Origin of the sequence: Bradyrhizobium sp., from assembly GCF_016462955.1 — a bacterium.
Lineage (GTDB): Bacteria > Pseudomonadota > Alphaproteobacteria > Rhizobiales > Xanthobacteraceae > Bradyrhizobium.
On sequence record NZ_JAEMSD010000001.1, the window covers coordinates 45,190 to 68,164 of the forward strand.

Here is a 22,975-nt window from a genome sequence, read left to right on the forward strand (position 1 = left end):
GTACATTGCTTCGGTTTCAGGCACTGTTTCGTTGGCTGATGCAACCGAGGCTCAGATCATGCTGGTCGCAAAATATGATGCGCCCCGGTGGTGGCCGTACAATCCGGAAGTCTCAGTGCTGTTTGCGCTCGACGTCAGGAGTTCGCCTCCACGATGGGTGATGAAGTGACGTACGCCGGATCCGCGAGATCGGGCCATGCCTCGCGTAACCGTCTTGGCGGCGTAGGGCTCAATGAATCAGGGGCAAAACAACGCAGGTTCGGTCGGTCAGAACCCAAGGCGGACACCGTAACCAGCCTGGTGTCGTCCCACGCAACGCCGCTGCGTGCACGAACGCGCGCTTCCTGAGCGCAGGTTCTCCGGATAGGGGCGTTTGGGAGCTGTTATCTGTTGATATCGTCCTTGCCGAGCCGGACTGGCACCGCCCAGCGGAGTTTAAGTTATTGAAGCCCTTCGTTCGTCACGCCAACGCAGCCCGGTGCGCCACTTTGGGGCCATTGCGAATTGGGCTGAAGCAGTCTAGGTACGGCGATTATGAATCCCTTGGATCAGGCCTTTCACTTGGATCATCAATTGATGATCCAACAACGGACCCGGCGAGCCCGCTCGGTCGTGGTATCGGTCGCCGGTTTGTTCGTGGCCGGAGCGATCGGTACGTGTGTGGCCAGTAGTTACGACGAGCCGCTTCAATCGGCGGCGCCGGCGAGGCCGCCGGCGGCGGCGCCAGATCACACGGCCCCCCTGAGCCTCATGAGTCTTCAGCTGAAGGAAGCCAATGAGACCGAAGAACTCAAACAGCAGATTGCCGTCCAGCGCGCCGACATGCAGCGGCTATCGGACCAATTGTCTGCACTGATCTCCCGAATGGAGGTCTTGGAAGGATCACTGGAAGCGCGGGCCCAGCAATCGTCAAGCATCTCGGCCTCTGTAGTCCCTTTGAGTTCGGAGAGCCCCGCTCCAACTTCCGGCCGTCCCTCGGCAACTGCAAGGTCGCTCAAGAAGCGAACGCCACAACGCGCACAGATGGGCCCGATATCGGTTGGCGGAGCCCCATTGACGACCGCGTCAGCCATTCCGCGGCAGTGATAGTCTGACGGGGCCAAGTTTGCCCGGTCTTGCATCGGGGGAGAAGCCCATGAGGAGCTTCTTCCGCGCTGCTCTGCCTGCCCGAAGCCGCCACTTGCTGGCTTTTCCGCATTGTTGCATATCGAATAGGAGCCAGGTGAGCCCGAATCGGACGATGCAATCATGAGTCCGGCAGAGCTACTTCCGAACGATCCGAATGCGAAGGATGCGACGTCAACGGAAGTCCAGTTTGCGCTTGTGATCGCGCGCATCCTCGAAACTGTGAAGAACGACCCCGAATACATGCGGCAGGTCGTCTACGATCTCGCTCGCCATAAGCTTCAGGAGCAGTTTACCCACGCAGATGCGGGCGACGTCCGCCGCTTGCAAGATGCCCTGGAAGCCGCGATCAATGGCGTAGAGCAATTCTCCCGCCAAGGTATCGGTGCTCCCGGTCTACCACCCCCGCAACTTACGAGCGCCCCCGATCTCGGCGAGTCTCCGAGGCTGGAGAGTGCGCCTTTGCCGGGCCCCCGGCAAGTGGTACTCCACGAGCGGGGCGCTCATGTCCCTTCCTTTAGATGGGTCACGAAGCGTGAATTGATTGTGCTGCTCGCGTTGGCGACAGCAGGACTGCTTTTCCACGAACGAGATCACCTGGCCGGTCTGATCTCCACTTCCACCAAGCCGATCGAATCCGTCTCGACGGAAACAAGTCCTGCCGCGACGGTTTCGATTCCGATCCCGCCGGCGGCTCCGCGGATAGCCCCTGTCGAGGACCCGAAACCTACGCGCGCCCTGCCAACGGAGTATGGCGTCTATGCCCTTGATGAAGATCGTCCGGTCGTCAAGCTGCAACTTCTGCCTGGAAAAGCGCCCGACATCAGGATCGCTGTTTCGCCGGCCTTCAAGGTGCCGGATCAGCCAGCTCTGCCTACGGGACGCGTCAAGTTCATCGTGTTTCGACGCGAAGCCGTGAACAACATTCCGGACAATGCCGAGGTTCGAGTCGTCGCCAAGATTGCGCGTGAGTTCTCACCTGCGGCAGCCGGCAAGAGGTTGAACGAGGATGACGACGTTTGGGTGATTCGTAACTTCTCCTACACATTTCAGGTGAGCCCCGTCGCGGGCTCTCCGGAAATGTACGAGCTCCGGAGTGAGGATCCGGAGTTGGATCTTCCGGCGGGCAACTATGTGCTCGTCTTGAAGACGCAAACCTATTTCTTCCGGGTTGGTGGAGAGGTTGTCGATCCAAGGCAGTGCATCGAGCGGGTGGTCGCCAGCAACGGCACGTTCTATGCCCCGTGCAGACCAGGGCGCGGCGCAGGAAGGTGATTTTCCGCTGAGCCCCATTTGCAAGCCGCCTGCGACCAGTGATAAACGCCGTGCTTCGCCTTATGCTGGCCTTTCGCGTCCGGCCCGCCTCCATGAAGCTCGAAAAGCCAAGCGATCGTGGAACGGACGTCGCGCGGAGTGGTTTATATTTTGCGTAACCACATGAAGAGAAGCGATCATGTTGCGTTTAATGTCGCTCTGCGGCGCGATTGTGCTCTTCGGGTCGATCGCCAAGGCCGAGAATTGCCAGCTGTTAGGCGCCGGCAAAGTCATCTGCGACAATGGAGTTGCAGCGCAGCGCTATGGCCAGACCACTTATTGGAACAACGGGACGATATCCGAGCAGTACGGGACGACGACATACAACAGCGACGGCAGCAGCGCTCGGCAATACGGAAACACCACGATCTTCAGCGATGGCGGGTCGGCCCGGACGTATGGGAACCGTACGTATTTCAGCGACGGCAGATCTTGTTATAAGTACGGTCGTCAGCTTCGCTGCGATTGAAGGACGAACGCGCAAGTAGGGATGCCGGCCAGTACAGCCGTGGCACGGCGGTGCGTCGATCTTCTCTATGGATGGACGATATCAACTCGCATCCGCTGCATTAAGGCTTCGTTAACTACGGTCGAGCCATCCTCGCGCCTGCCGTCCTCAAACGAGACCTCCGTGCATGTTTCAGCTCTTTGCGAAGGCTCGCAATCAGAGTTTTCTTCGCCGAACGGGATCGTCGACATTTCGGGTGCGCTCGGCAAAGCGTGACTCAGAAGTAGATCAGCGCCGGGTTGCAACTATCATGGTCGCCATCGAAGATGCGATCGCGGCAGCCGAGCGCGAGCGCGCTGGTTTGAACCGACGGGTCGAGGAGGTCTTGGCGCGAGCAGCCGTGACGCTGGGAAATGATGACGACGAGTATCTGTACCGCGAACCGCTGGATAGTCATCACCAGGATCTATTCGACGCGGAAATCGTCAACGGCCAAAGGCGACTGAAGGAGTTGGGCTCCGCAATCGCTCATTTCAGCTTTGTCAGGGCCGCAATGCTGAGCCGGTTTCCCGACTACAAGTTCCGTGCTGACGACGCGGAAGCATAATGCAAGCCGGGGCCTAGCCGTGGTGACCGGGCAGTGCACCCGCCTGCTGCTCCGCAACTCCCGCGGGAAATGTCTTGAGCAGCGCGCCTATTAGATAGCTGAGCTGCAGCAGGACGATGAATATCAACACAGACGACAGGAACTGCGATGTCGTCGCCGCGATGACGATTCCGCCCAGGGGGATGACAGGGATGAGAATAAACACCCGGTACCTGAACCCCAGGGCGAGGCCTACCAGCACGGTAACGGCAATGAGTATCGTCACGGGAGCACTCCAACAGGTTCCGTGACGGTAGGTGAGGCGGGCTAACGTTACCTTAAGTCATATGGCAAAATCTTCCTTGAAATTGGGCTCTGGCAGCACCGTTCCTTTTTTCAGACGGGTCGCCGCGGTAGTCCCAACCCCTGATGACGAGAGATGAATTCACCCGCCGGTCGCAGCCTGGTGTTCTGCAGAAGAGGGCCTGCGGTACCTTTCACTACGGTACGTGCCGACTAAAGCGATCAGTTCGAGTTCACGATGGCGTTGATGTTTGCCGCATTGGTCGTGGCGGCATCCAGCGGCGCCATGATCTTGATGAACTCGGTCGAAGGCGACTCGGCGACCGAAATCACATCGTGGTCGCGCATTCTGAACGAATCCGCCTGGAACCAGCCATCCGGCTTGCTCATGTCGAACTTGTAAACGGCTGGCACTCGCAAGGTAGGAAAGCCATTTACCTCGAGGCCAACGTTTTCCAGCAAGTGCTTCGGCTCGAACCGGTAGACGAACACGGACTTCGAGTTGGCGCGGCTTCCGTCGAGCCCGCCCGCTTTCGCCAGCGCTTCGGCGAGTGACATATCATAGTTCTCAAAAGTGAAGCGACGGTTGTTCGTTCCGCCGATGGAGCCGGGGCTGGGTGTCGATCCGAACGCCATGAACACGCGCGGAATTCGCGTCAGGAAGATCACATCGCCGGGGGCCAGCAAGATGTCTTCGGCAGGTCGTCGAACGATGGCGGCGAGGTATTGGCTGTACGTTCTCCCCGCACGCTTCAGGGTGACGGTGACTTCGTAATCGGGATATTTCGGCCCTCCCGCTCTGGCAATTGCCGCCAGCAGTCGAAGCCCGCCCGGGTCGATCGGGAAGCGCGACGGTGAATTGGCTTCACCAAGCACACTGACCTGGTTTCCGCGCTGCTCCGCGACCGCCACAACGACCTGCGGCTCGATTGCGCGCTCCTTGAGTCGATCGCGGATGATCGCGGAAACCGCACGCGGCGTCAGTCCGGCGACCTTAACCGTGTCCGCGAAGGGAATATTGATGCTACCGGTCTGATCGACCTGCTGTCGGGGGATGTCGACGAAATTGCCCGACCTGACGCCTGCTTCACCCGGAATGAACAATCCACCTGCTTGCGCCTCGAAGACCGTGACCGACAGAATATCACCGATACTGATCGGCGCGTCGCGATGGCCTCCGGGCACGGATGCGAACGACGTGCCGGTCGTATTGGTGATCGTGTTGGTGGCCTGCAAGACGGTGGCGTTGATGGGCATCAGCACATAGGGAAGCGGCGCTGATGGCTCCGTGACGATCGCGGCGTTCTCGTGGACCGCAGCGGAGTCGGGCGCGTCCATCGGGATGAAGCCTGCGCATCCGGTCATCGTCACCGAAACGAAGATCAGTACTGCATGATGACGAACGACAGCCGCAATCGATCTTCCTGACTCGGTAACCACAATGACCTCACGCTGCTTACTAGGACTGCGACAAGCGTAGCAATCATCCCGTTGTCGAGTCACTCTCGCCCCGGTTTTGCCCGTGCGAAACTGCAGCGCTTGTGGCCTCCATGCAACGTGATGACAAAAGCATTTGTCTTAGCAGTGGCGAGTGATCGAGCAATGTGGCTTCTTCTTGGCTGCAACGAGCAACAGCATCACGATTAGACACACAATCGACTTGCTTGCGACGCGCTGTCGTCGGACGCGAAGCTCTTGCCGGGTGATGCGGTTCAAACTGCGAGCATGCTCGTGCCTTGGATGCTCATGAGTGTGAGATTGCCCGTTGCGTAAGCTCCCGTGTCGATATTCGCTCGGTTCGGCAGCAACTGCGCGTTCCGCACCGGAGTATGACCGTGCACGATGTATTTACTGAAGCGTTCGTCACTTTTTAGGAATTCTTCGCGAATCCACAACAGGTCGGTCTCTCGCTGCTCGGATAAAGGGACACCTGGTCGTATGCCGGCGTGGACGAAGAAGAAATCCCCGCAGGTGAAAGATGGGCGTAGGTTGCGCAGGAACTCGACATGTTCCTGCGGCAAGGCCCGGGCGAATTGGCGCAGCAAAGCGACCCGCTCCTCCTGCTCCGGCGTCGGCTGAGGCAGCGAAACGCCATAGGACCTCAATGTCTGAGCTCCGCCGACCCGGAGCCAATCGTCCAGCAAGTCGGGGTTGCGCACGGCCGTGGTCAGGAGAGCCTCGTGATTTCCTTTTAGAAATACGGTATTGGCCCGCCGGCTGCGCTTCACCAGAACGTCGAGGGTCGATCGTGCATCGGGCCCACGGTCGATGTAGTCGCCCAAGAACACCTCGATCGCATGACGGGGCTTGCTCCGGGCGAGATCGGCATCGATCACCCGCAGCATGGGCTCGAGCAAATGGGTGCACCCATGTATGTCGGAGATGGCGTAGATGCGCACCCCGTCCGGCAGCTTGGGCTTCCGCCTCGGCGCGCGCGATCGAAAAAGCGGCATCATTGCTCGGACGTGCTCAAAATCGTTTCATCCGTTGAGAGCGATGCAATCAGCGATTGAGGATAATGATGGCGCGAGGGCCCGCCGGACGACGTTCGGTCCTTGCAACGGCACTTAACGATCCTCGCGCCGGACCAATGCTGCGCGGATTTCGACCGGTCTGATTGCGATAGATTGTGAATTGATAAGATTGCTCTCATGAGTTGTTGTGAGCTCCTGCCGCTGCCAAGTCACGAGGACCAAATGTCATCGATCGCGATGAAAGAATCAACGAAGCCAATGCTCATGATCTCTCACGCGTGATTCGAACCGGCGTTCGAGGGATCGGAACCGAACGGTTGAATTCTGGTTGCGCAAAATATCGGCGAACAGATGCAAATCGCAGCGCTACGCCGATCTTGATGTCAGTGTCATGAAGACATTATGCGTGTGCCGCATGCAAGTCGTTCGAGAGTTTCGCAAAGCTCTGCGCTGCGGAAAAAATTGCATGCGGCGCCACAATATCGCTGCGATCGGTTAACACCTTCCGTTGCGAAAGCCGCAAATCATCTGCTCGCGATGAGTGTCATGCGTGCCCGCCGATAGAGGTTCGAATGGCTGTTGCAACTTACGGTACCGAGGACGTCCACTCCGGCTCTCTCGCGCGCGGCACTGTTCTTCAAAGGCCGTTTCAGGTCTTCATCATCGCCGCCGATTTTCTGGTTGTATTGGTCTGCTATGCAATCGCATCTCTCCTGTACGGAGATTCATTCGGGTGGTCCCTCGAGCCGGCCTCGCTGGGGCCTGGAACGATCGTCGGTCTGGCATTCGTCACGATTTCGTACTTCCAGGGCGTTTACGACACGCATCGTTTGCTGAGGGTCGTCTGGCAATTGCGCAAGGCCGTCATGATCTGGTCGGCGGCGTTGACGGTTCTCGCGGTTGCCGCATTCCTGCTGAAGTCGACGGACAACCTATCGCGCGGCACCGTCCTCATCTTCGCGGGGGTTGGCAGCATCGGGCTGATGAGCGTTCGCTTTGCCTGGCAGTACGCCCTCCGTTCCAGCTTTGCAAAAGTACGCTTGGTCGATCGAAAAGTCGTCCTGCTTAGCCTGAAGCCGCTCGATTTCACGTCGACCCGATTCAAGGATCTCCGAAAAAATGGCTTCGACGTGGTACGCCATTTCGTGTTGAGCGGCGATGGCAACGGGAATCAATGGGAGACACAGATTCGCGATGTGGTCCGCGAGGCTCGTGCCGCGGACATCGATGAATTTCTTCTGGCCATCGACTGGAACGAACTGCCTGTATTACAGAGGCTCGGCAAGCACTTGCGTGCAGTGTCCCAGCCGGTGCGCCTGCTTCCCGATAGTCCGATCGCGGATCTGGTCTCGCGTCCCTTCCTGCCCGTCAGCGGCACCGTTGCAATCGAGCTTCAGCGACCCCCGCTCACCGTATTCGAGCGATTGCAGAAGCGCTGTCTCGACATGGGGCTTGCGCTGTTCGGCTTGATCGTTCTGACACCGCTGCTGGTGACCGTTTGCGTTCTCATCAAGCTGGATTCGCCGGGGACGGTCATCTTCCGCCAGTGGCGCCGCGGGTGCAATGGCAAGCCGTTCGAGATCTGGAAGTTTCGAACGATGACCGTGAGCGAGAACGGACATACGGTGACGCAGGCCAAGAAGGGCGATGCACGCGTGACCAGGTTTGGGCGCTTCCTTCGCATGACCAGCATCGACGAACTGCCCCAGCTCTGGAACGTGCTGCGCGGCGATATGTCTTTGGTCGGTCCGCGTCCGCACGCGCTGGCGCACGACAACTACTATGACGATCTCATCCGCAATTACATCTATCGCCATCACGTGAAGCCAGGGTTGACCGGTTGGGCGCAGGTCAATGGCTGTCGCGGCGAGACGCCGACGATCGATCTGATGGAAAAGCGCGTGGAATACGACGTCTGGTACGTCGGCAACTGGAGCATTTGGCTCGACCTGAAGATTCTGGCGCGCACGGCGGCGGCCGTCATCTTTCAAGAGGCGTACTAAGTATGGTCCGGAAAAGTGCGAAGGGGTTTTTCCGGACAGACCATGCGCAAACGACGATGACGATTTATCCAGACCTCATCGCGCTTCAGGCGAGAATGAATCTGCCGGATCGCCCCTTGAGCTTCAAGTTGAGCTGGCAGATGGTGTCGGGGCAAAGGCACTCGATGCTTGTCGCGCAGTAAAGGACGCTGCACGCTGGAGCAGCGTCGCGAAACATCCATCCTTCCGGGAAAGATCCGCGTCGACGACGAATCCTCGTCCGGTGGCACCTTAGCGATCGTAGTGCATCGATTTCCTGAACAGCCGGACGATTGCATCGCGTAGCGCGAGCAGCGGGGGAACGAGAACAAAAAACGCTCCCATCGCGATCGAAGCGACCGCGTGACGAAGCGAAAACGGCCTCTCGTGGTCGAACTGGCCGGGGCTGGGATCGATAGGGGCCGCCGATAGGGCTCTGCCCGGTGAAACAGTCTTCTGTTGCGGTTTTCGGGGGGGGACCACGATCACCACGAACAGGATGTTGAGCAATAGCCAGATGCCCAAAACAACCAAGACGACGACCATTTGGACCTACCGAGGAACGCCAAAAAGCAATGAGCTTACGTTTAGCCTGAGACACCCCGGAAGGGAAGGTACCCGGGGCCCGACCTGCCGGGGCGGAACCCTGGCCGGCCGCGACGGTCTCCGTCAGTTCCGTGCTTTCTGACAACGGTATGGACTCATTTTGTTGATGCGGGATGAATACGGGCCGCAAGGGCGTGCTCGCTCCGGCTCGCCTTCGCAAACTGGTTCGTAATGTCAACGGAGGGACGGCAGCATCAGGGACGATTTGACGGATACCCTTAAGGTTACCGTCGTGCCTTGGGGGCTGCCCCTCCCGCGCGAGGGCGGTGAACCCGCCTCGCGGGGAGACTTCGCTCTCTCCTCGTTGGCAGTCGCGCTACGCGCTCGATCGACGGACAGGACGTGCCGGCGCGGGCAAGCGCATCCAACGTCGCTCTTCTATGCGTTCTCGACGTAATAGCTGTTGCGATGCTTGCCTTTGTAGGCCTCGATGCGCTGGAGCATTTTGGGGTTGGCGCGATTGAGAACGGCACCGAGCAGCTTCTTCTGCAGCACTTCCGAGCCCGCAACCGATTCCTGAAGTGCGGTGCGCGTCGTCTCTCCCCATTCGATCACATACACCATTGCGTCGATAAGGACGCTGAACGCCTTGGAATCGACCACCGGCATCACCGGGGCAAGATCGATGATGATGTATTCGTAGTGTTCCCGCAGCACTGCCAGCAGGTTGCTCATCGCCTTCGAGGTCATGACGTCCGCCGAATTGACCATGCGAGAACTCACCACGGACGGCAAGAAGTCGAGGCCCGTCTCCTTGCTTCGCTGCACGTGATAGCCAAGCGTCGAGGGATCGGCGAGGGTCTCGATCAGTCCGGAGCCGGCGTTGGGCGCGAGTTCTCGCGTGAGCGAGCGCGTATGGAGATCGCCGTCGATCAGCACGGTGCGGTGCCCCGCCAGAGCGATCAATTGGGCGAAGTTGGCGGCCACCGTCGTTTTCCCTTCCTTCGGAAGCGACGATGCGATTCCTATCACCTTGATGTCACGGGTCAGGCGCGCGACATCGATCGACACCTTGACGTTGCGCAGCGTCTCGGCAAAGCGCGAGAAGGGGTGATCGATGACGTAGCGCGATACGCCGGAGGTGCTGCTCTTGCTCTTGGCGGGCGATCCCAGCCACGCCCGTCCTTTCGCCCTCGCACCGATATCCGGCAGGATGCCGAGACATTTGACCCCGAGTTCGTCCTCGACCTCGGCGGGAGTGCGCAACACGTCGTGAAGCAACTCGCGGGCAAACGCGACGCCGAATCCGAGACAGAGACCTCCGACAAGCCCTCCCACCAGCGCCAGGAGCGTCCGCGGCGAGCTCTTGCGGTCCGGCGGGGTCGCGGTGCTGATGAGGCGCGACTCGCTCAGCGGGAAGCTCTGGTTCTGAGTTGCGCTTTGCAGCTTTTCCAGGAAGCTGTTGTAGAGGTTGCGATAGGTGTCCGCGGCGCTCTCCAGGTCCCTGAGCTTGACTTCCGCCTGCCCGGTATGACCGGCCTGGGCGACCAGTTCCTTCAAGTTCGCGTCCAGAGAAGCCTCCCGACTCTTGGCGATCTCGTAGTCGCTGCGATAGGCATCCCCGATCCGGTTAAGCTCGTCGGCAATGTTCTTGCGCAGCTCCTGCATCTTGTTGGCGAGGTTGACCGCCGCGCCATGGGTCTTGCCGTAGCGCCTCGACAGGTCTGCATATTGCGCGTTCATGTCGAGAAATTGCGCGCGCAGGCGCGTAATGACCGAGTTGTTGAGAGCGTCCGTCACCGTGGGCTGGGCGAGATCCTGGTCGGAAATGTTCTCGATGCGGTCGAGGCGCGCCTTCGCCTCGGCTGTCGCGGCCCGTGCCTGGACCAGTTGCGTGTTGAGGTCCGACAATTGCTGCTCGGACACCAGGCCGCGGCTGGTTCCAACGATGTTGTGCTCGGCCTTGAAGGTCTGCACGGCGCGGTCGCTGGCAGATGCCTGCTCGCTCAGCTCGAGGCTGCGCTGCTGAAGCCACTCGGTGGCCCGCTTGGTGGACTGATATTTGGCCTCGAGGGCGCCGACGAGATAGGCATTGGCAATCGCGTTGGCGATCTTGGCGGCCTTGTCAGGCGTCCGCGCGCGATAATTCAGCGACAGGACATATGTGGTCAGAACGCGCTCCGTTCGCAGGTTCTTCTGAACCTGCTCGACCACCGCGTGTTCGATTCGTTCCTGGCTCGGCGGCTCACCCGAGCCAAACAGCGACCGCGCCTTGCCCATGATGATGGCAAGAAGCCCCGGCTTGGAACCATTGAACTCCGGATCTTCAGTCAGCTTCAGGCGGCGGACCACGGACAGAATCAGGTCGTCCGAGTTGATGACCTCGACCTGGCTGTCGACGTAGCCGGTGTCGATCAGCGCGCTGCTGGTGTTGCTGTCCTTGTCCAGCACCTGCGCCTGGCGCGTATCCATCATGATGCGGGCATTGGCCGTATACATGGGCTGGGCCATCATCAGGTAGACGATCACCAGCGCCAGCGAACCGCCGGTGCATACCGCGACGATGGGCCATTGCCGGCGCAGGACGTCGGTCACGCGCTCGAAGCTGAGGACTGCCCCGCCGAATTCGATGCCGAAACGGTGTCCCGACTGGAAATGTTCTCTGGGTTGGTACATCTTCTAATTCGCTGCCTTTGACGATCGCCGATCAATTCGGAAGGGGGAGGGGCTTGAATGGATTGGCCAGCTTGGTCTTCCACTCGCCATCGAGCAGGGCGCCGCCTCGAGGCGGCGGCGCAGGGGTCTTGCCCTGGGTTCGCGCCAGCTGAGCGCCGGAATTGTCCTCTCCCGCTGCGGAATAGCCGGCCTGCACGTTGAGATCGCCGATCCGCTGCACAAAGTCCCTGATCTTGCGCGCCGCGTCCGGCTTCGTCGAATTGCACCGTCCTTCGGCAATCCGCAACGCGGCGCCGATGGCCGAACGATCGCTCGAAGCCGATGCCGAAATGAGCGTCTGAACGGAGGGCAGCAACGACGGATTGGTCGCGATGAGGGTCGCGAGCCGAAAGCGTAACTTCTCCTTGTCGTTGCGCATTCGCTCTAGAAGCGAGGAGGGCGACTTCACGAAGGTGTCGAGTTCGAGTTGCGAGGCGCGATCGGAGAATTCGACGCACTGAGCATGGCAAGCAACGGCGCTCGAAACCACCAGCCCAGAACCGACCAGGACAGCCGGTAGCCATCGGCGCTGTGCATGACGACGTGTTAGTCCGCGGCGCATCCGTGTTCCTTGCTTCTGTTGCAACAGGAGAACAGGCGAAACTTCCTGGCAGGTAACTGTGTCATCTTTTTGTGCGGCGCAAAAGCTGGTGCAGGATGTGCAACACCGAAGAATGCGGCCTCGATCTCAGCGGTTGTAGAATCAGGATCTACAATGCCTGCGAGATCGGCATGTATCGCTCATGAATGTTGCAACTTGAAAACATATCAGGCACTCGCAGACCTGTGCGTCGCAGAACCGACACAAGCTGCAACACGCTTCGATCGTTCCCGGGTGAGAGACGATTCTTCCACACGCAGACAGATCGATGCCAAGGGGTGAGCATCTATCGCATCAGCGCCGAATTTCGCGCACACTTTCCGCGCAAATGCTCGCAATCATCGCAAGCGAAGAGATCTACGCCCGAAGCACGCGGGGCCTCGCGCAAAAAGTGGCGTGAAGTTGGCGCTCTCATGTCCGAATGGTCTGCAAGCATTGAAAGTATCGTCGGTCGTCATGCATCGCGCGCGAATCAACGATCGCAGAGATTGAACATGTGCGAGACCTGATACACACTGCTGCGGTGCAATAGTCATGGAATGTTGATGTGACGGAGTTGGTTCATCGTGAGAAGGCGCATGTCCTGCCGCTCGACAGCATTCGGGGAATCGCCGCGACCTCGGTGGTGATTCACCACCTTCTGCTGATGCCGACGTTCCTCGCGGCGTTCCCGCATAATGCGTGGATCAACTGCTCCTTCTTCAGGAGTGCCTGGCTTTTGGTCGATCTGTTCTTCGTTCTTAGCGGGATCGTCATGGCGCTCAGCTACGTCGAGAGCGACTTCGGGCGCTTCTCGCTGCGCGAGTTCATGGTGCGGCGCCTGGCGCGGGTCTATCCGCTGCACATCGTCATGCTGTTCGCGAATCTGCTGTTCCGCCTCCTACGCATCAGCCTGGTCATGGCGGGCGTCGTGGTGGCTGCCCCGGCGGCCTTCGAGGTGAACAACGCACAATCGTTCGTGCTCAACGTCTTGTTGCTGCACTCGATGGGCTTCATCGACTATCTCAGCTGGAATGCGCCGAGCTGGAGCATCAGCGTCGAGTTCTACACCTATCTGGTGTTCGGCCTGATCCTGCTGTTCGCCCAGCGCATGCGCTCGCTTCTATGGTTTTACGCTCTCTGCGGCGCGCTCGCGGTTGGAAGTCTGGTCTTCATCATCTTCGTGCTCGACAAGAGAAGCCTCGGGCTCCAGACCGATTTCGGCATCCTGCGCTGCTTCGTGAGCTTCTTCCTGGGCGTGCTGACGGTCCGGATCGTCGATCGCCTGCCGGCCAAGCCGGGCCCTGTCGTGCAGGGAATGGTGCAATTCGTCGCCATGATCGCAAGCATCGTCCTGGTGTCCGTCGCGGAGACCAGCCCTGCCGCGACCTTCCTCGCGCCGGTGACGTTTGCGATCTTCCTCGGCAGCCTGCTCGCCTTTCCGGATGCGCTGCTGGTGCCGCGGGTGCTGGTGGCCCGTCCGCTGGTCTGGCTCGGGAAGCGTTCCTACTCGATCTATATGGTGCACGCGCTCGTGGTGCTGTTGGCCGAGTATTTCGTGCGGGCGGTCGGAGCGGGGCGGATCGCCGCGCTCGATTCGATCTTTCCGGGTCTGCCGGCCTCGCTCAATCTCGTGGTGTCATTGGCCGCAGTGCTCGCGGTTTCCCACTTCACCTATCTCTACGTCGAAATTCCCGGCGGCAAGTTCATGCGGAACCTGCTCGGAAGCCGTCGGGATTTCGCGCGATCGCCCGCACCCTCGGCGCGGCCGACAAACTGAGCCGGACATGACGATCCTTCCGCTGCACCGGCCCCAGATGAGGTTGATCAGCCTCAACATCGAGGCGATCGCGCTCGGCGTCTATCTGGTCCGCGACGCCTTCGGCGGCGTGATCCGCTACTATACCAGCATCTATCACATGGATGCCCTGTGGTATTTGCCCGACGCAGTTGCGGTGCTGTGCCTGATTCAGTTCTTCGTGCATTGCGTCCTGCGCAATCGCAGCACGCTGGCGATGATCGTGCTCGTGCAGATCATGCTGTCGCTCGTGCTCGGCTACTTCATGATGGGGACGATGAACGCGGCGATCTCGTCCTTCAAGATGATGTTGCCGGTGTTCGTCGGGTTCTGCTTCTGCGATTCGAGCCTCGGTTCGTATCGCAAGCTGCTGTCGGTCATCGCAGTCACGTTCTACCTGTCCGTGATCGGCGTTTTCCTGACGAAATTCTACCTGATGCCCTGGGTCGGCTACAAGTACGAGTCCTTCGGCGCCGTACGCGAGGCCGGCCGGCTGTGGTGGGCCTATGGCGGCGACGACCAGCGCCTGATGGGCTTTGCCGCCGACAACACCATGGCGGCCTTCTTCATCCTCGTGTCGTTCGCGATCACGTCCATTCGCATGAGCACGACCTGGTGCCTCGTATTCGGCTCCATTGCGATCTATGCCACGCGCCTCACCACCAGCAAGACCACCATGATTGTCCTCGTGCTTTACCTGCTTCTGCTGGTGCTCGTGCGCATGCTGCCGGAGAGATCGCGCTTCCCTGCGATCCGATCGATCGCGCAATGGTCCTTTGCGGCGATCTTCGTGCCGTTTTTCATGATCGTCGTCGCGTCGGGCACCGCGGCGGTGCCGCACTCGACCCTGTTCAGCATCGTCGACCGCATCAACAACAGCTGGCAGCTGCCGTTCGTCTATATGAGCCAGCTGATGCCCGTTGGTCTGATCACCGGCTGCGGAGCCGGCTGCTTCAACTACCCGCAGAAGCTGTTCTCGCCGCTTGCGCATTACTGGGTGCCCGTGGATAATTTCTACATCGGCACCTACCTGATGTTCGGGCTGCCCTTCGTCGCCTTCATGGTGATGGTGTTCCGGGCGACCTTCGGTGCGACCGACGTCTACAAGCTGACGCTGATCTTCGTCGTCAACTTGTTCACGATCACGGTGCTGAACTACGGCCCGGCATCCGGCCTCCTGATCATCGCATTGAGCTTCAGTGAAGTATTTTCACGGCGTGCGACCTCCGCACGGGGGATCGATGCTGTCCCGATCGTCATGCGGCCGCCGGTGCCGCCGTTGGAAGGCTTCCGCCCGGATCTGCCGGCGGCGAGCGGAACCAGGTGAGAACAGAACGGATGATGCATAAGCGGCTCGCATTCATCGACACGCTGCGCGGCATTGCCGTGCTGGCGGTCCTGGTCCAGCACGTCTTCGAGGTGATCGTCGAGAAGCATCCGACGGGCGCCTATTACTGGCCGATCCATGACGTGTTCGGCTACTACATGAACTTCGGCCGCTTCGGCGTGGTGTTGTTCTTCTTCGTCAGCGGCTTCGTCATCCCGTTCAGCTTCCCCGACAGCACCACGCCCGTGCGGGATTTCACCGTCAGCCGCTTCTTCCGGCTCTATCCGGCCTACTGGACCTCGCTCGTGGTGGGGCTGCTGACGATGCAGCTTCTGGACTCGAAGATCTATCCGCTGGGGCAGATCGCCGCCAACGTGACGATGTTGCAGACCTTCGTGAATGTCCCGAACCTCTGGGTGTTCTACTGGACGCTGGCGATCGAGCTGCTGTTCTATGTCGGGTGCACCATTCTCTTCGCCATGGGACTGTTGAACCAGCGCTTCACCGCGGTGTCCATCGTCGTCGCCGCTGCTCTGGTCGGAACCACCGCTGCGCTCTTCGTCGAGAGCAGGATGGTCTCCTCGGTGATGGAGGTCGGATTGAACCTGTCAGCCATGTTCCTGGGCAAGATCATCCGCGACACCGTCATCGGCGGAAAGCTGCGATGGAGCCATGTGGCCGTCTGCACGCTTCTGTACACGATCTTCGCCGTCACCCTGTCCGAGCGGAGGTTCGGCGGGGTGTATCACGAGAACTTCTTCTACAGTTATTCGATCGGGTCCGCCTATGTCTGCGCGGCGCTGGTCTTTATCGGCTTTGCCGTGTTCGGCGAGAGATTGGCCTGGCGCCCGATGGCATTCGTCGGCGTGATCAGCTATTCGGTCTACCTGATGTCCCCGTTCGTGATCGTTTTCGTCCACCGCCTGTTCTGGTTCGGCGACGGGCCGCTGGGATGGTCGATCTTCCTGGTCCTGATCCTGGCGTTGTCGATCCTCGTCAGTTGGATGACATTCGCGTTCATCGAGAAGCCCAGCATTTCCTTCGGGCAAAAATTCCGCTCGGCTCGAAGAAAGCCCGTCATCCTCGAGCCGGCCCTCGGCACCCAGGGTGCCGCGGAGTGATCAAGACACCCGACCAGCCGGGCGCCGCCTATGACGGATCATTCCTTCCGTCGGTCCAGGGCCTTCGCGCCATCGCGGCGCTGAGCGTGCTGATGGATCATTTCTACGACATGCCGAAGGCCGGCATGTACGACATTCCGAATCCCGGGTTCCTGCCGCCGCTCTGGCCCTGGCTGCAGTCGGTGATCAATGTCGGCGGGCATGGCGTCGAGCTGTTCTTCATGATCAGCGGCTTCCTGATCCCGGCGAGCCTGGTGCGGCACGGATCGCTGTCGCGATTCTTCTACGACCGCGTCCTGCGCATCATGCCGGTGTTCGTCCTCCTGCATCTTGCGCTGTTCGCGATCGGTCCGATCGTCGCCTACAAGTTCTTCCGCGGGATCGATCTGACCAGCTATCTTTCCATCTTTGCAGCCAATCTGTTCTTCGTGCAGGACGCGCTCGGCTTGCCGATCGCCCAGCAGAACGCCTGGACGTTGACCTATGAGTGGGCGTTCTACATCTGGTTCGCCCTGACGTTTGTACTGTGGCGCGGCGGAGGCAAGCTGCTGGCGGCGCCCCTGATCTTGCTGGGTCTTGCCTGCCTGATGCGCTGGCCGATCACCGCGTTCTTCTGCATCGGCATGCTGTTCAGCGCGACCGGATTTCGCATTTCCATCCCGGGGCGGCTCGGGCTGCTCGCCGGTCTCGTCTGCGGGGCCGCCCTCTATGCGAGCCTGGTGCTGTTTCACCCGTTCGTGGGACTCATTCCCGGATTTTTGCTGTTCGCCATGGTGCTTGCCCCGGAATCAGGCCTCGGCAAGGCTCTCAGTGCGCCGGCGCTCCAGTACATCGGCAAGATCAGCTACAGCCTTTATCTCGTGCACCCTTTCGTGCTCTTCCCATTGCAAATGATCGGCCTGAAGCTGGTTGCTGCCGGCGTCGATCGCTGGCTGCTGTGGAGCGCATTCATCGGGCTCGGGCTCGTGCTGTCGTTGGTTGCCAGCGCGATCAGCTATGAGCTGATCGAGGTCAGGCTGAGGCGCCTGCTGGACGGCGCGATCCGCGGCCTGTTCTTCCGGCCGCGGGTCGAGCAATCCGCTTGAGAGCCGTCGGCCGCGGTCAGCTCACGGTGCGGCCTGCAAGCCTGTGATAGGATCCGAGCAGCCCTTCGGCAATGCGGTCCCAGTTCAGGAGCCCGGCCGCGGTTTGCCGTGCGCCCTCGGTCAATGTGGCGGCCAGCGGTTTCGAGGTCAGCACGCGCTCGAGTGCGTCGGCAAGCGCAGTGGCGTCGCCGGGAGGGACCAACAGCCCGTTGACGCCGTCCGTCACGACGTCGGGAATGCCGCCGGTGGCGCTGGCAACGACGGGCCGGGAGTTGCCGTAGGCCGACGCCAGCACGCCGCTCTGAGTCGCATCCTTGTAGGGCAAGGCGACCACTGAGGCGGATTGAAACAGCCGTCCCGTATCGGCTGGCGAAATGTAGGCGTTGATGGTCTTGACCGTCGGCATCGCTTGCATCCGCGCGCCGAGCCGTGTCATTTCGGGGCCGCGACCGGCAACGATCGCTTCATGCGCCACACCGCGCTGGGCCAGCATGTCGATCGCATCGATGAAGACATCCAGGCCCTTGTAAGCCCACATCCGTCCAAAGAACAGAATGCGTCCGGGGTCGGGCTCGGTGATCGCACCTCCGGCCGGCGGAACCATGAGCACGCCGTGCATGCTGGGGATGGTCTCGCCCTTGAAGTCGGGCGAGGCGCGACGAAAATCGGCGATGCAGCTTTCGCCATGCGTGGTCACCACCGATGCGGCCGCGCGCATGCGCCCGCGCCAGGCATCTTCGCGCGGCGAAGTTCCGGAGCCGCCTTCCGAATGCGGGATTGCGTCGTGGACGGTGAGCACCAGGGGAATGCCGAGTGGACGGAGGAGCTGGATCAACTGTGACGTGTAGATTTCTGGAACTTCGTGACAATGAATCACGTCCGGACGAAACGATATTATGTCGAGGAAAGACGCGGGAATGCCGAGCAGGCCGCCGCCACGGCGCAAGCTCATATTGCGGATCCGTGTCTCGAACGGCGCCGTCACGGCGATATCGGCCAGTTTCCACTGCTGGTTGGCGTCCTTGCGGTTGAGCACGAGGCGGACGTCGCAATGCCGCGCCAATCCCGCTGCAAGCCGATAGGAGTATTCCGCAAAATGCGGTGCATAGATAGCTACGCGCAACCGCCTGGAGCTACGGAGAGAAGGCGGGGCGGGCGAATTCGTCAAGGTATCCATTTTGCATCACTTTGCAAAGGGTGATCGGAGTGTAGTCCACGATTTGAACTCACTTCCACTCTAAAGCGGAATCGTGACGGCACACATCTGATTGCCATCACTAGGTCGTAGTGTTGCGCGCAATCAGCACTCCGCGTGATCGGAGATGCTGACGTTGCGGCAGCATCGGACGCCACGTCTAGTCTGCGATTGTGGTTGGATCTGTCGGAATTGGGTCGAATTGTTGATGAACGCAACGCAGGGCAAACAACATCAGGTCGTGATTGCCTTGTTCTGGTCACTTGCACAGAATTGGGGCGGCCGGGCGCTGTCGTTCGTCCTGTTCCTGGTGCTGGCCCGGCTGCTCGATCCCACGGATTTCGGCCTTGCCGCGCTGGTCGCCTTCATCCTGCTGCTCCTGAGCTCCGTCGCCGAATTCGGCTTCGGTGAGGCGTTGGTCCAGCGACGCACGCTCGAGCCAGCCGATGTGACGCTGCCCTTCTTCTGCTCCCTTGCGGCGTCGGCGATTCTTGCGGTGCTGATTGTTTTCCTGGCGACGGATATCGAGCATTGGCTCGGCGTGAAAGGGCTTGCGCCGCTGTTGACGGCGGCGAGCCTCGCTCTTCCGATCGGCACGGCGACCCTGTTTCAGGAAGCGCTCTACAAGCGCCAGATGGACTTTCGCGTGCTCGCGGTCAGGACCATGGTGGCAACAGCCATCTCCGGCGTCGTGGGCATTGCCTGTGCCTATGCCGGTTTCGGCGCTCTCAGCCTCGTCATCCAGGTGGTCGTCCAGAGCGCGATCAGCGGCTTGTGGCTCTGGAGCCAGCCGCGATGGCTGCCGATGCGTGCCTACGATACCAGGAGCTTTCGCGCGCTCTCCGGCTATAGCGTCCATGTCGTATCGAACCGGCTGCTGGATTTCGCCATCGTTCGCACCATCGACATGATCATCCTGTCGCTCTACGGCGTCGCGGCCCTCGGCATCTACACGGTCGGGGCCCGGGTCTACATCATCCTGATGCAGCTGCTCACCCAGGCGGTGATGGACGTCGCCTTGAGCGCGCTGTCCAGGATCGCGCACGAGCGCGACCGGATCGCCGGCGCCTACCTGCGCAGCGTCAGTCTCGGAGCGCTGGTCGGATCTCCCGTCTTCGTGCTGCTTGCGGCGATCGCGCCGGAGCTTTCACTGCTGCTGTTCGGCGCGAAATGGGCCGGCAGCGAAGCGGTGATGAGACCCCTGATGCTGGTCGGGGCGATCCAGACGGTGCAGTTCGTCAACAGCGCCTATTTCGGCGCGCTGGGCAAGCCGAACTACGTCTTCGGGCTGAACATCCTCAAATTCTGCGCGGTCGTGCCCGCGATGTTCCTGCTTCCCTCGCGCGACATCGGCCAGTTGGCGACGATTTTCGCGTTCGCGCAGCTCGTGGTGACGCCCGTGACGTTCGCGCTGGCGCTCCGGCTGCTCGGCCTCAGCTGGAGCCAGTTTCTGCGTCCGATCGCGGGCTGTCTTTGCGCCATCGTTCTGGCGTACGGCGCGGTCGTGCTGTGCCGCCATGCGACGCCGGACATGAATCCCTATTTGCGGATGGGACTGCTGTCGTCATGTTTCGGCGCAACCTATCTGATATGCATTCTGCTGCTCTGGCGGAAGCAATTGTTCTCGCTGATCGATTTCGTCGTGAAGCGCGGTGCGACCGCCTGAGCGAGACGAGGAGAACGACGTGAAGCAACTGATTCCCGTACCCGTGCGCAGGCACCTCAAAGGCTGGCTCAACAGCGCGAAGGGTACGCCGCTGGCGGTCGATCTCCTCGAGTTGCGCAGATGGCAGATCGCCCGGAAGGATGTCGGCGTCAGCGCCGCGCCGCGTAACGAGCCGCGCCGGCTCGTGGTGCTTCCTTCCGATCCCTGGAGCGTTCATCAGTCGCGCGGCGACGAGGCGATGATCGAAGCCGCCGTCGGCGAGATCAGGCGGATGCATCCCGACGTCGAGACTTACGTCGTCACCGCCACCGGCGCCGCGAGCGCGGACGTGCGCGCGATGGGTTTCAAGCCGCTCGAGATCTGGAAACAGCCGTTTTCCTATCAGGCGGTCGCGCAGGAGCTCTCGATCACCCGTCCGGACTTCGCCGTGGTGCTGGGGGCCGACGTGCTCGACGGCTATTATTCTCCGGTGGATGCCGCGCGCATGCTGCTGGTCGCCGACCTGATGGCGGCGTTCGGTGCCAAGGTCAGCGTGCTCGGCTTCAGTTTCAACTCTCGTCCCGCCAAGGCGCTGCGCGAAGTATTCCGGCTGCTCGATCCGGGCGTGGTCCTCAATCTGCGCGATGCGATATCGCTTCGGCGTTTCGACGAATTCGCCCGCAGGCGCGCCCATCTCGTCGCCGACGCCGCGTTCATGCTGACGCCGCGCGCCGACACGGCGGCGGTGAAGCAGATCGCGGCCACGATCGCACGGCAGAGCGAGCAAGGCCGCAAAGTCTTCGTCTTCAACATCCACCCGATGCTGTTCAAGAAGCCGGAGCCAGCGAAGCTGCGGAAGATGATCGAGCTTGCGGCGGCGGCCATGGAGCGTCTGTCGCGTGAGCACGATGCAAGCTGGTTGCTGCTTGCGCATGACTACCGTCCCGAGATCGCCGACGACAACTGCCTCCGGCCGCTGGCCGAGCGCCTGAAGGCCGTGCTCGGCGAGCGCGTATATCACGTCGAGCAGACCCTGTCGGCCGGCGAGATCAAGGCCGTCGTAGGACTGGTCGACGGCGTGATCACGGGGCGCATGCATCTGGCGATTGCCGCGCTCGGACAGGGAACGCCGGTGGCGGCGATCACCTATCAGGACAAGTTCCAGGGCCTGTTCGCCCATTTCGGCATCAGCGAGCAGCTGTTGCTCGCGCCAGCCCAGTTCCTCGTCGGCGACAGCTTCGAGAAATTCCTGCTGCACTTCCTCGAAACGCATGAAGCAGCCGGGGACCAGGTGCGCCAAGCCCTGCCGGGGGTCATGGACCTGTCCCGCGCCAACATTGCCCCGCTGCTGGGCGATACCGGAATCCGAATGGCGCCGAAGGCCGGCGGCAAGGTGGCCTGACGCCTCCTTGCGCCCGCGAGCGCGTCAGTTGACCGCGCGCTCGGTGTTGTCGAAGCGTATGGCGGGTTCGGCCGCGACGCGGGGACTCGACGCCGATGTCGGCCCAACTATTGATGAGGCGACGCGCGGGATTCTCGAAATAGGCGTAGGTGCGATCCGCCACGACGGTGAGGACCGCGCTGCATGCCAGCGCGAACAGGCCAAATTGATCCGGCCGCAACTGGAGCCCGGTCCATAGCGGCTTGAAAACCGCGATGAGAAGTGCGTCGTGCAGCATGTAGATCGCGTATGAGGTATTGCCGAGTCGCCCGAGCAGGCGTGCGCCCGGAATCTCCTTGAAGGCGCTTTCGCCGACCGCCGTGAGCAGGATGGCGCAGGAGAACAGCAGGATGGCGAGGTCCGGCTTGGCGAAGACGTTGAGGACGACGACGCAGAGGCCGAACACGCCGATCCCGGCGAACAGCACCGGCTTGCGCCGGTAGGGGCCCGACATCCGGAACAGAATGGCGAGCAGGATGCCGTTCAGGAAGCTCGGCAACGCGCGAAGCATGCCGTAGTCGTAGTTGGCGCCGTACATCTGCGATCGGTCCTGCCAGATCGGCAGATGGCCGTGGGCAAGGACCAGATAGAACGCCGCCACGATGGCGCCGAGCACGATCGGCTGCACCTTGCGGGCCAGCAGCATCAGCAGCGGAAAGATCAGATAGCAGAAGAATTCCGCGCTGATCGACCAGGACGGCGAGTTGAAGCTGAGATGATCGGTGACGCCCCAGGCCTGGACCAGCAGGAGATTGTAGAGGAAGTCCAGCGAGGTCGACCGCGCCGTGCGCTCCAGGCCGACGCCGATCAGCACCACGAAGATGAGCAGGCTCAGCACGTGCAGCGGGTAGATTCGCGCGATGCGTCGGATCATGAAGCGCGAGTAGCCGCGCAGGCCGCGGACGTCGGACGGATAGGAGTAGGAGATCACGAAGCCGGACAGGATGAAGAACATGTCCACGAACAGGCCGAAGGACCCGTTCCAGGCCGGCGAAATACCGGTGTCGACCAGCTTCAGGTGGAAGATGAAGACGCCGAGGGCGGCAACGAAGCGATAAAAGTCGAGGACGACGAAACGTCTTGCTTCACTGGCTTCCATCGGGCCTCGGAGTCCTTGCGCGGTTCATCACCCTCTTAGACATCAATTGTGACGCAAGTTCGCAAGCGCGCCGGCTGATGCGGCCCATCCGATTGCCGATGGCGGCAGCGCTCTGCTCATCGATGAGGCAGACGCCTGACAAACGAACAGGG

General features: G+C 60.9%; 18 protein-coding genes. 10 read left to right on the forward strand and 8 right to left on the reverse strand.

Annotation, left to right across the window (positions count from 1 at the left end; genetic code table 11):
* Positions 1-1,248 precede the first annotated feature (1,248 nt).
* The 3 genes from JHD07_RS00205 (at position 1,249) to JHD07_RS00215 (ending at position 3,494) form a co-directional block, all read left to right on the forward strand.
* Positions 1,249-2,400, forward strand: a complete 1,152-nt coding sequence (locus JHD07_RS00205; RefSeq protein ID WP_291617813.1) for a hypothetical protein — start codon at positions 1,249-1,251, stop codon at positions 2,398-2,400.
* Between the two features lie 178 nt (positions 2,401-2,578).
* Complete coding sequence (locus tag JHD07_RS00210) at positions 2,579-2,908, forward strand: hypothetical protein (RefSeq protein ID WP_291617814.1); 330 nt, start codon at positions 2,579-2,581, stop codon at positions 2,906-2,908.
* Positions 2,909-3,074: 166 nt separating this feature from the next.
* Entirely contained in the window at positions 3,075-3,494 is a 420-nt protein-coding gene (locus JHD07_RS00215) for a hypothetical protein (RefSeq protein ID WP_291617815.1), read from the forward strand.
* Positions 3,495-3,507: 13 nt separating this feature from the next.
* Here JHD07_RS00215 and JHD07_RS00220 read toward each other — a convergent pair whose 3' ends face one another.
* The 3 genes from JHD07_RS00220 to JHD07_RS00230 form a co-directional block, all read right to left on the reverse strand.
* Positions 3,508-3,759 carry a hypothetical protein gene (locus tag JHD07_RS00220; RefSeq protein ID WP_291617816.1) on the reverse strand — a complete coding sequence of 84 codons (252 nt, stop codon included), beginning with the start codon at positions 3,757-3,759 and terminating at the stop codon, positions 3,508-3,510.
* A gap of 239 nt (positions 3,760-3,998) precedes the next feature.
* Positions 3,999-5,216, reverse strand: coding sequence for a polysaccharide biosynthesis/export family protein (locus JHD07_RS00225; RefSeq protein ID WP_291617817.1), 1,218 nt, complete (start codon positions 5,214-5,216; stop codon positions 3,999-4,001).
* Positions 5,217-5,488: 272 nt separating this feature from the next.
* Complete coding sequence (locus JHD07_RS00230; RefSeq protein ID WP_291617839.1) at positions 5,489-6,229, reverse strand: metallophosphoesterase family protein; 741 nt, start codon at positions 6,227-6,229, stop codon at positions 5,489-5,491.
* A gap of 593 nt (positions 6,230-6,822) precedes the next feature.
* Here JHD07_RS00230 and JHD07_RS00235 point away from each other — a divergent pair.
* On the forward strand, positions 6,823-8,253 hold the full coding sequence (locus JHD07_RS00235) for an undecaprenyl-phosphate glucose phosphotransferase (protein ID WP_291617818.1): 1,431 nt from the start codon (positions 6,823-6,825) through the stop codon (positions 8,251-8,253).
* A gap of 270 nt (positions 8,254-8,523) precedes the next feature.
* On the opposite strand, the gene JHD07_RS00240 is transcribed toward JHD07_RS00235, so the two are convergent.
* The 3 genes from JHD07_RS00240 to JHD07_RS00250 form a co-directional block, all read right to left on the reverse strand.
* Positions 8,524-8,817, reverse strand: coding sequence for a hypothetical protein (locus tag JHD07_RS00240; RefSeq protein WP_291617819.1), 294 nt, complete (start codon positions 8,815-8,817; stop codon positions 8,524-8,526).
* Between the two features lie 438 nt (positions 8,818-9,255).
* Complete coding sequence (locus tag JHD07_RS00245; RefSeq protein WP_291617820.1) at positions 9,256-11,493, reverse strand: AAA family ATPase; 2,238 nt, start codon at positions 11,491-11,493, stop codon at positions 9,256-9,258.
* A 31-nt stretch (positions 11,494-11,524) separates the two neighbouring features.
* Positions 11,525-11,941, reverse strand: coding sequence for a hypothetical protein (locus JHD07_RS00250; protein WP_291617821.1), 417 nt, complete (start codon positions 11,939-11,941; stop codon positions 11,525-11,527).
* A gap of 739 nt (positions 11,942-12,680) precedes the next feature.
* Here JHD07_RS00250 and JHD07_RS00255 point away from each other — a divergent pair.
* From JHD07_RS00255 to JHD07_RS00270, 4 genes are read left to right on the forward strand one after another with little or no spacing between them, the layout of a single operon-like run.
* Entirely contained in the window at positions 12,681-13,892 is a 1,212-nt protein-coding gene (locus tag JHD07_RS00255) for an acyltransferase (protein ID WP_291617822.1), read from the forward strand.
* Between the two features lie 7 nt (positions 13,893-13,899).
* On the forward strand, positions 13,900-15,237 hold the full coding sequence (locus JHD07_RS00260) for a hypothetical protein (protein ID WP_291617823.1): 1,338 nt from the start codon (positions 13,900-13,902) through the stop codon (positions 15,235-15,237).
* Between the two features lie 11 nt (positions 15,238-15,248).
* Positions 15,249-16,358: an acyltransferase gene (locus tag JHD07_RS00265; protein ID WP_291617824.1), complete on the forward strand. Its 1,110-nt coding sequence runs from the start codon at positions 15,249-15,251 to the stop codon at positions 16,356-16,358.
* On the forward strand, positions 16,355-17,443 hold the full coding sequence (locus tag JHD07_RS00270; RefSeq protein ID WP_291617825.1) for an acyltransferase: 1,089 nt from the start codon (positions 16,355-16,357) through the stop codon (positions 17,441-17,443). Before JHD07_RS00265 ends, JHD07_RS00270 begins: the two co-directional genes overlap by 4 nt.
* Before the next feature lie 16 nt (positions 17,444-17,459).
* Here the strand turns inward: JHD07_RS00270 and JHD07_RS00275 are convergent, their stop codons facing one another.
* Positions 17,460-18,566 carry a glycosyltransferase family 4 protein gene (locus JHD07_RS00275; RefSeq protein WP_291617826.1) on the reverse strand — a complete coding sequence of 369 codons (1,107 nt, stop codon included), beginning with the start codon at positions 18,564-18,566 and terminating at the stop codon, positions 17,460-17,462.
* A 280-nt stretch (positions 18,567-18,846) separates the two neighbouring features.
* On the opposite strand from JHD07_RS00275, the gene JHD07_RS00280 reads away from it, so the two are divergent.
* Both JHD07_RS00280 and JHD07_RS00285 read left to right on the forward strand, forming a co-directional pair.
* The gene (locus JHD07_RS00280) at positions 18,847-20,304 is read left to right on the forward strand and encodes a lipopolysaccharide biosynthesis protein (protein ID WP_291617827.1); all 1,458 of its coding nucleotides are present in this window, start codon (positions 18,847-18,849) and stop codon (positions 20,302-20,304) included.
* 19 nt (positions 20,305-20,323) lie between these two features.
* The gene (locus JHD07_RS00285) at positions 20,324-21,685 is read left to right on the forward strand and encodes a polysaccharide pyruvyl transferase family protein (protein WP_291617828.1); all 1,362 of its coding nucleotides are present in this window, start codon (positions 20,324-20,326) and stop codon (positions 21,683-21,685) included.
* On the opposite strand, the gene JHD07_RS00290 is transcribed toward JHD07_RS00285, so the two are convergent.
* Positions 21,597-22,823: an acyltransferase gene (locus JHD07_RS00290; RefSeq protein WP_291617829.1), complete on the reverse strand. Its 1,227-nt coding sequence runs from the start codon at positions 22,821-22,823 to the stop codon at positions 21,597-21,599. The genes JHD07_RS00285 and JHD07_RS00290 overlap by 89 nt on opposite strands.
* Positions 22,824-22,975: the final 152 nt, after the last annotated feature.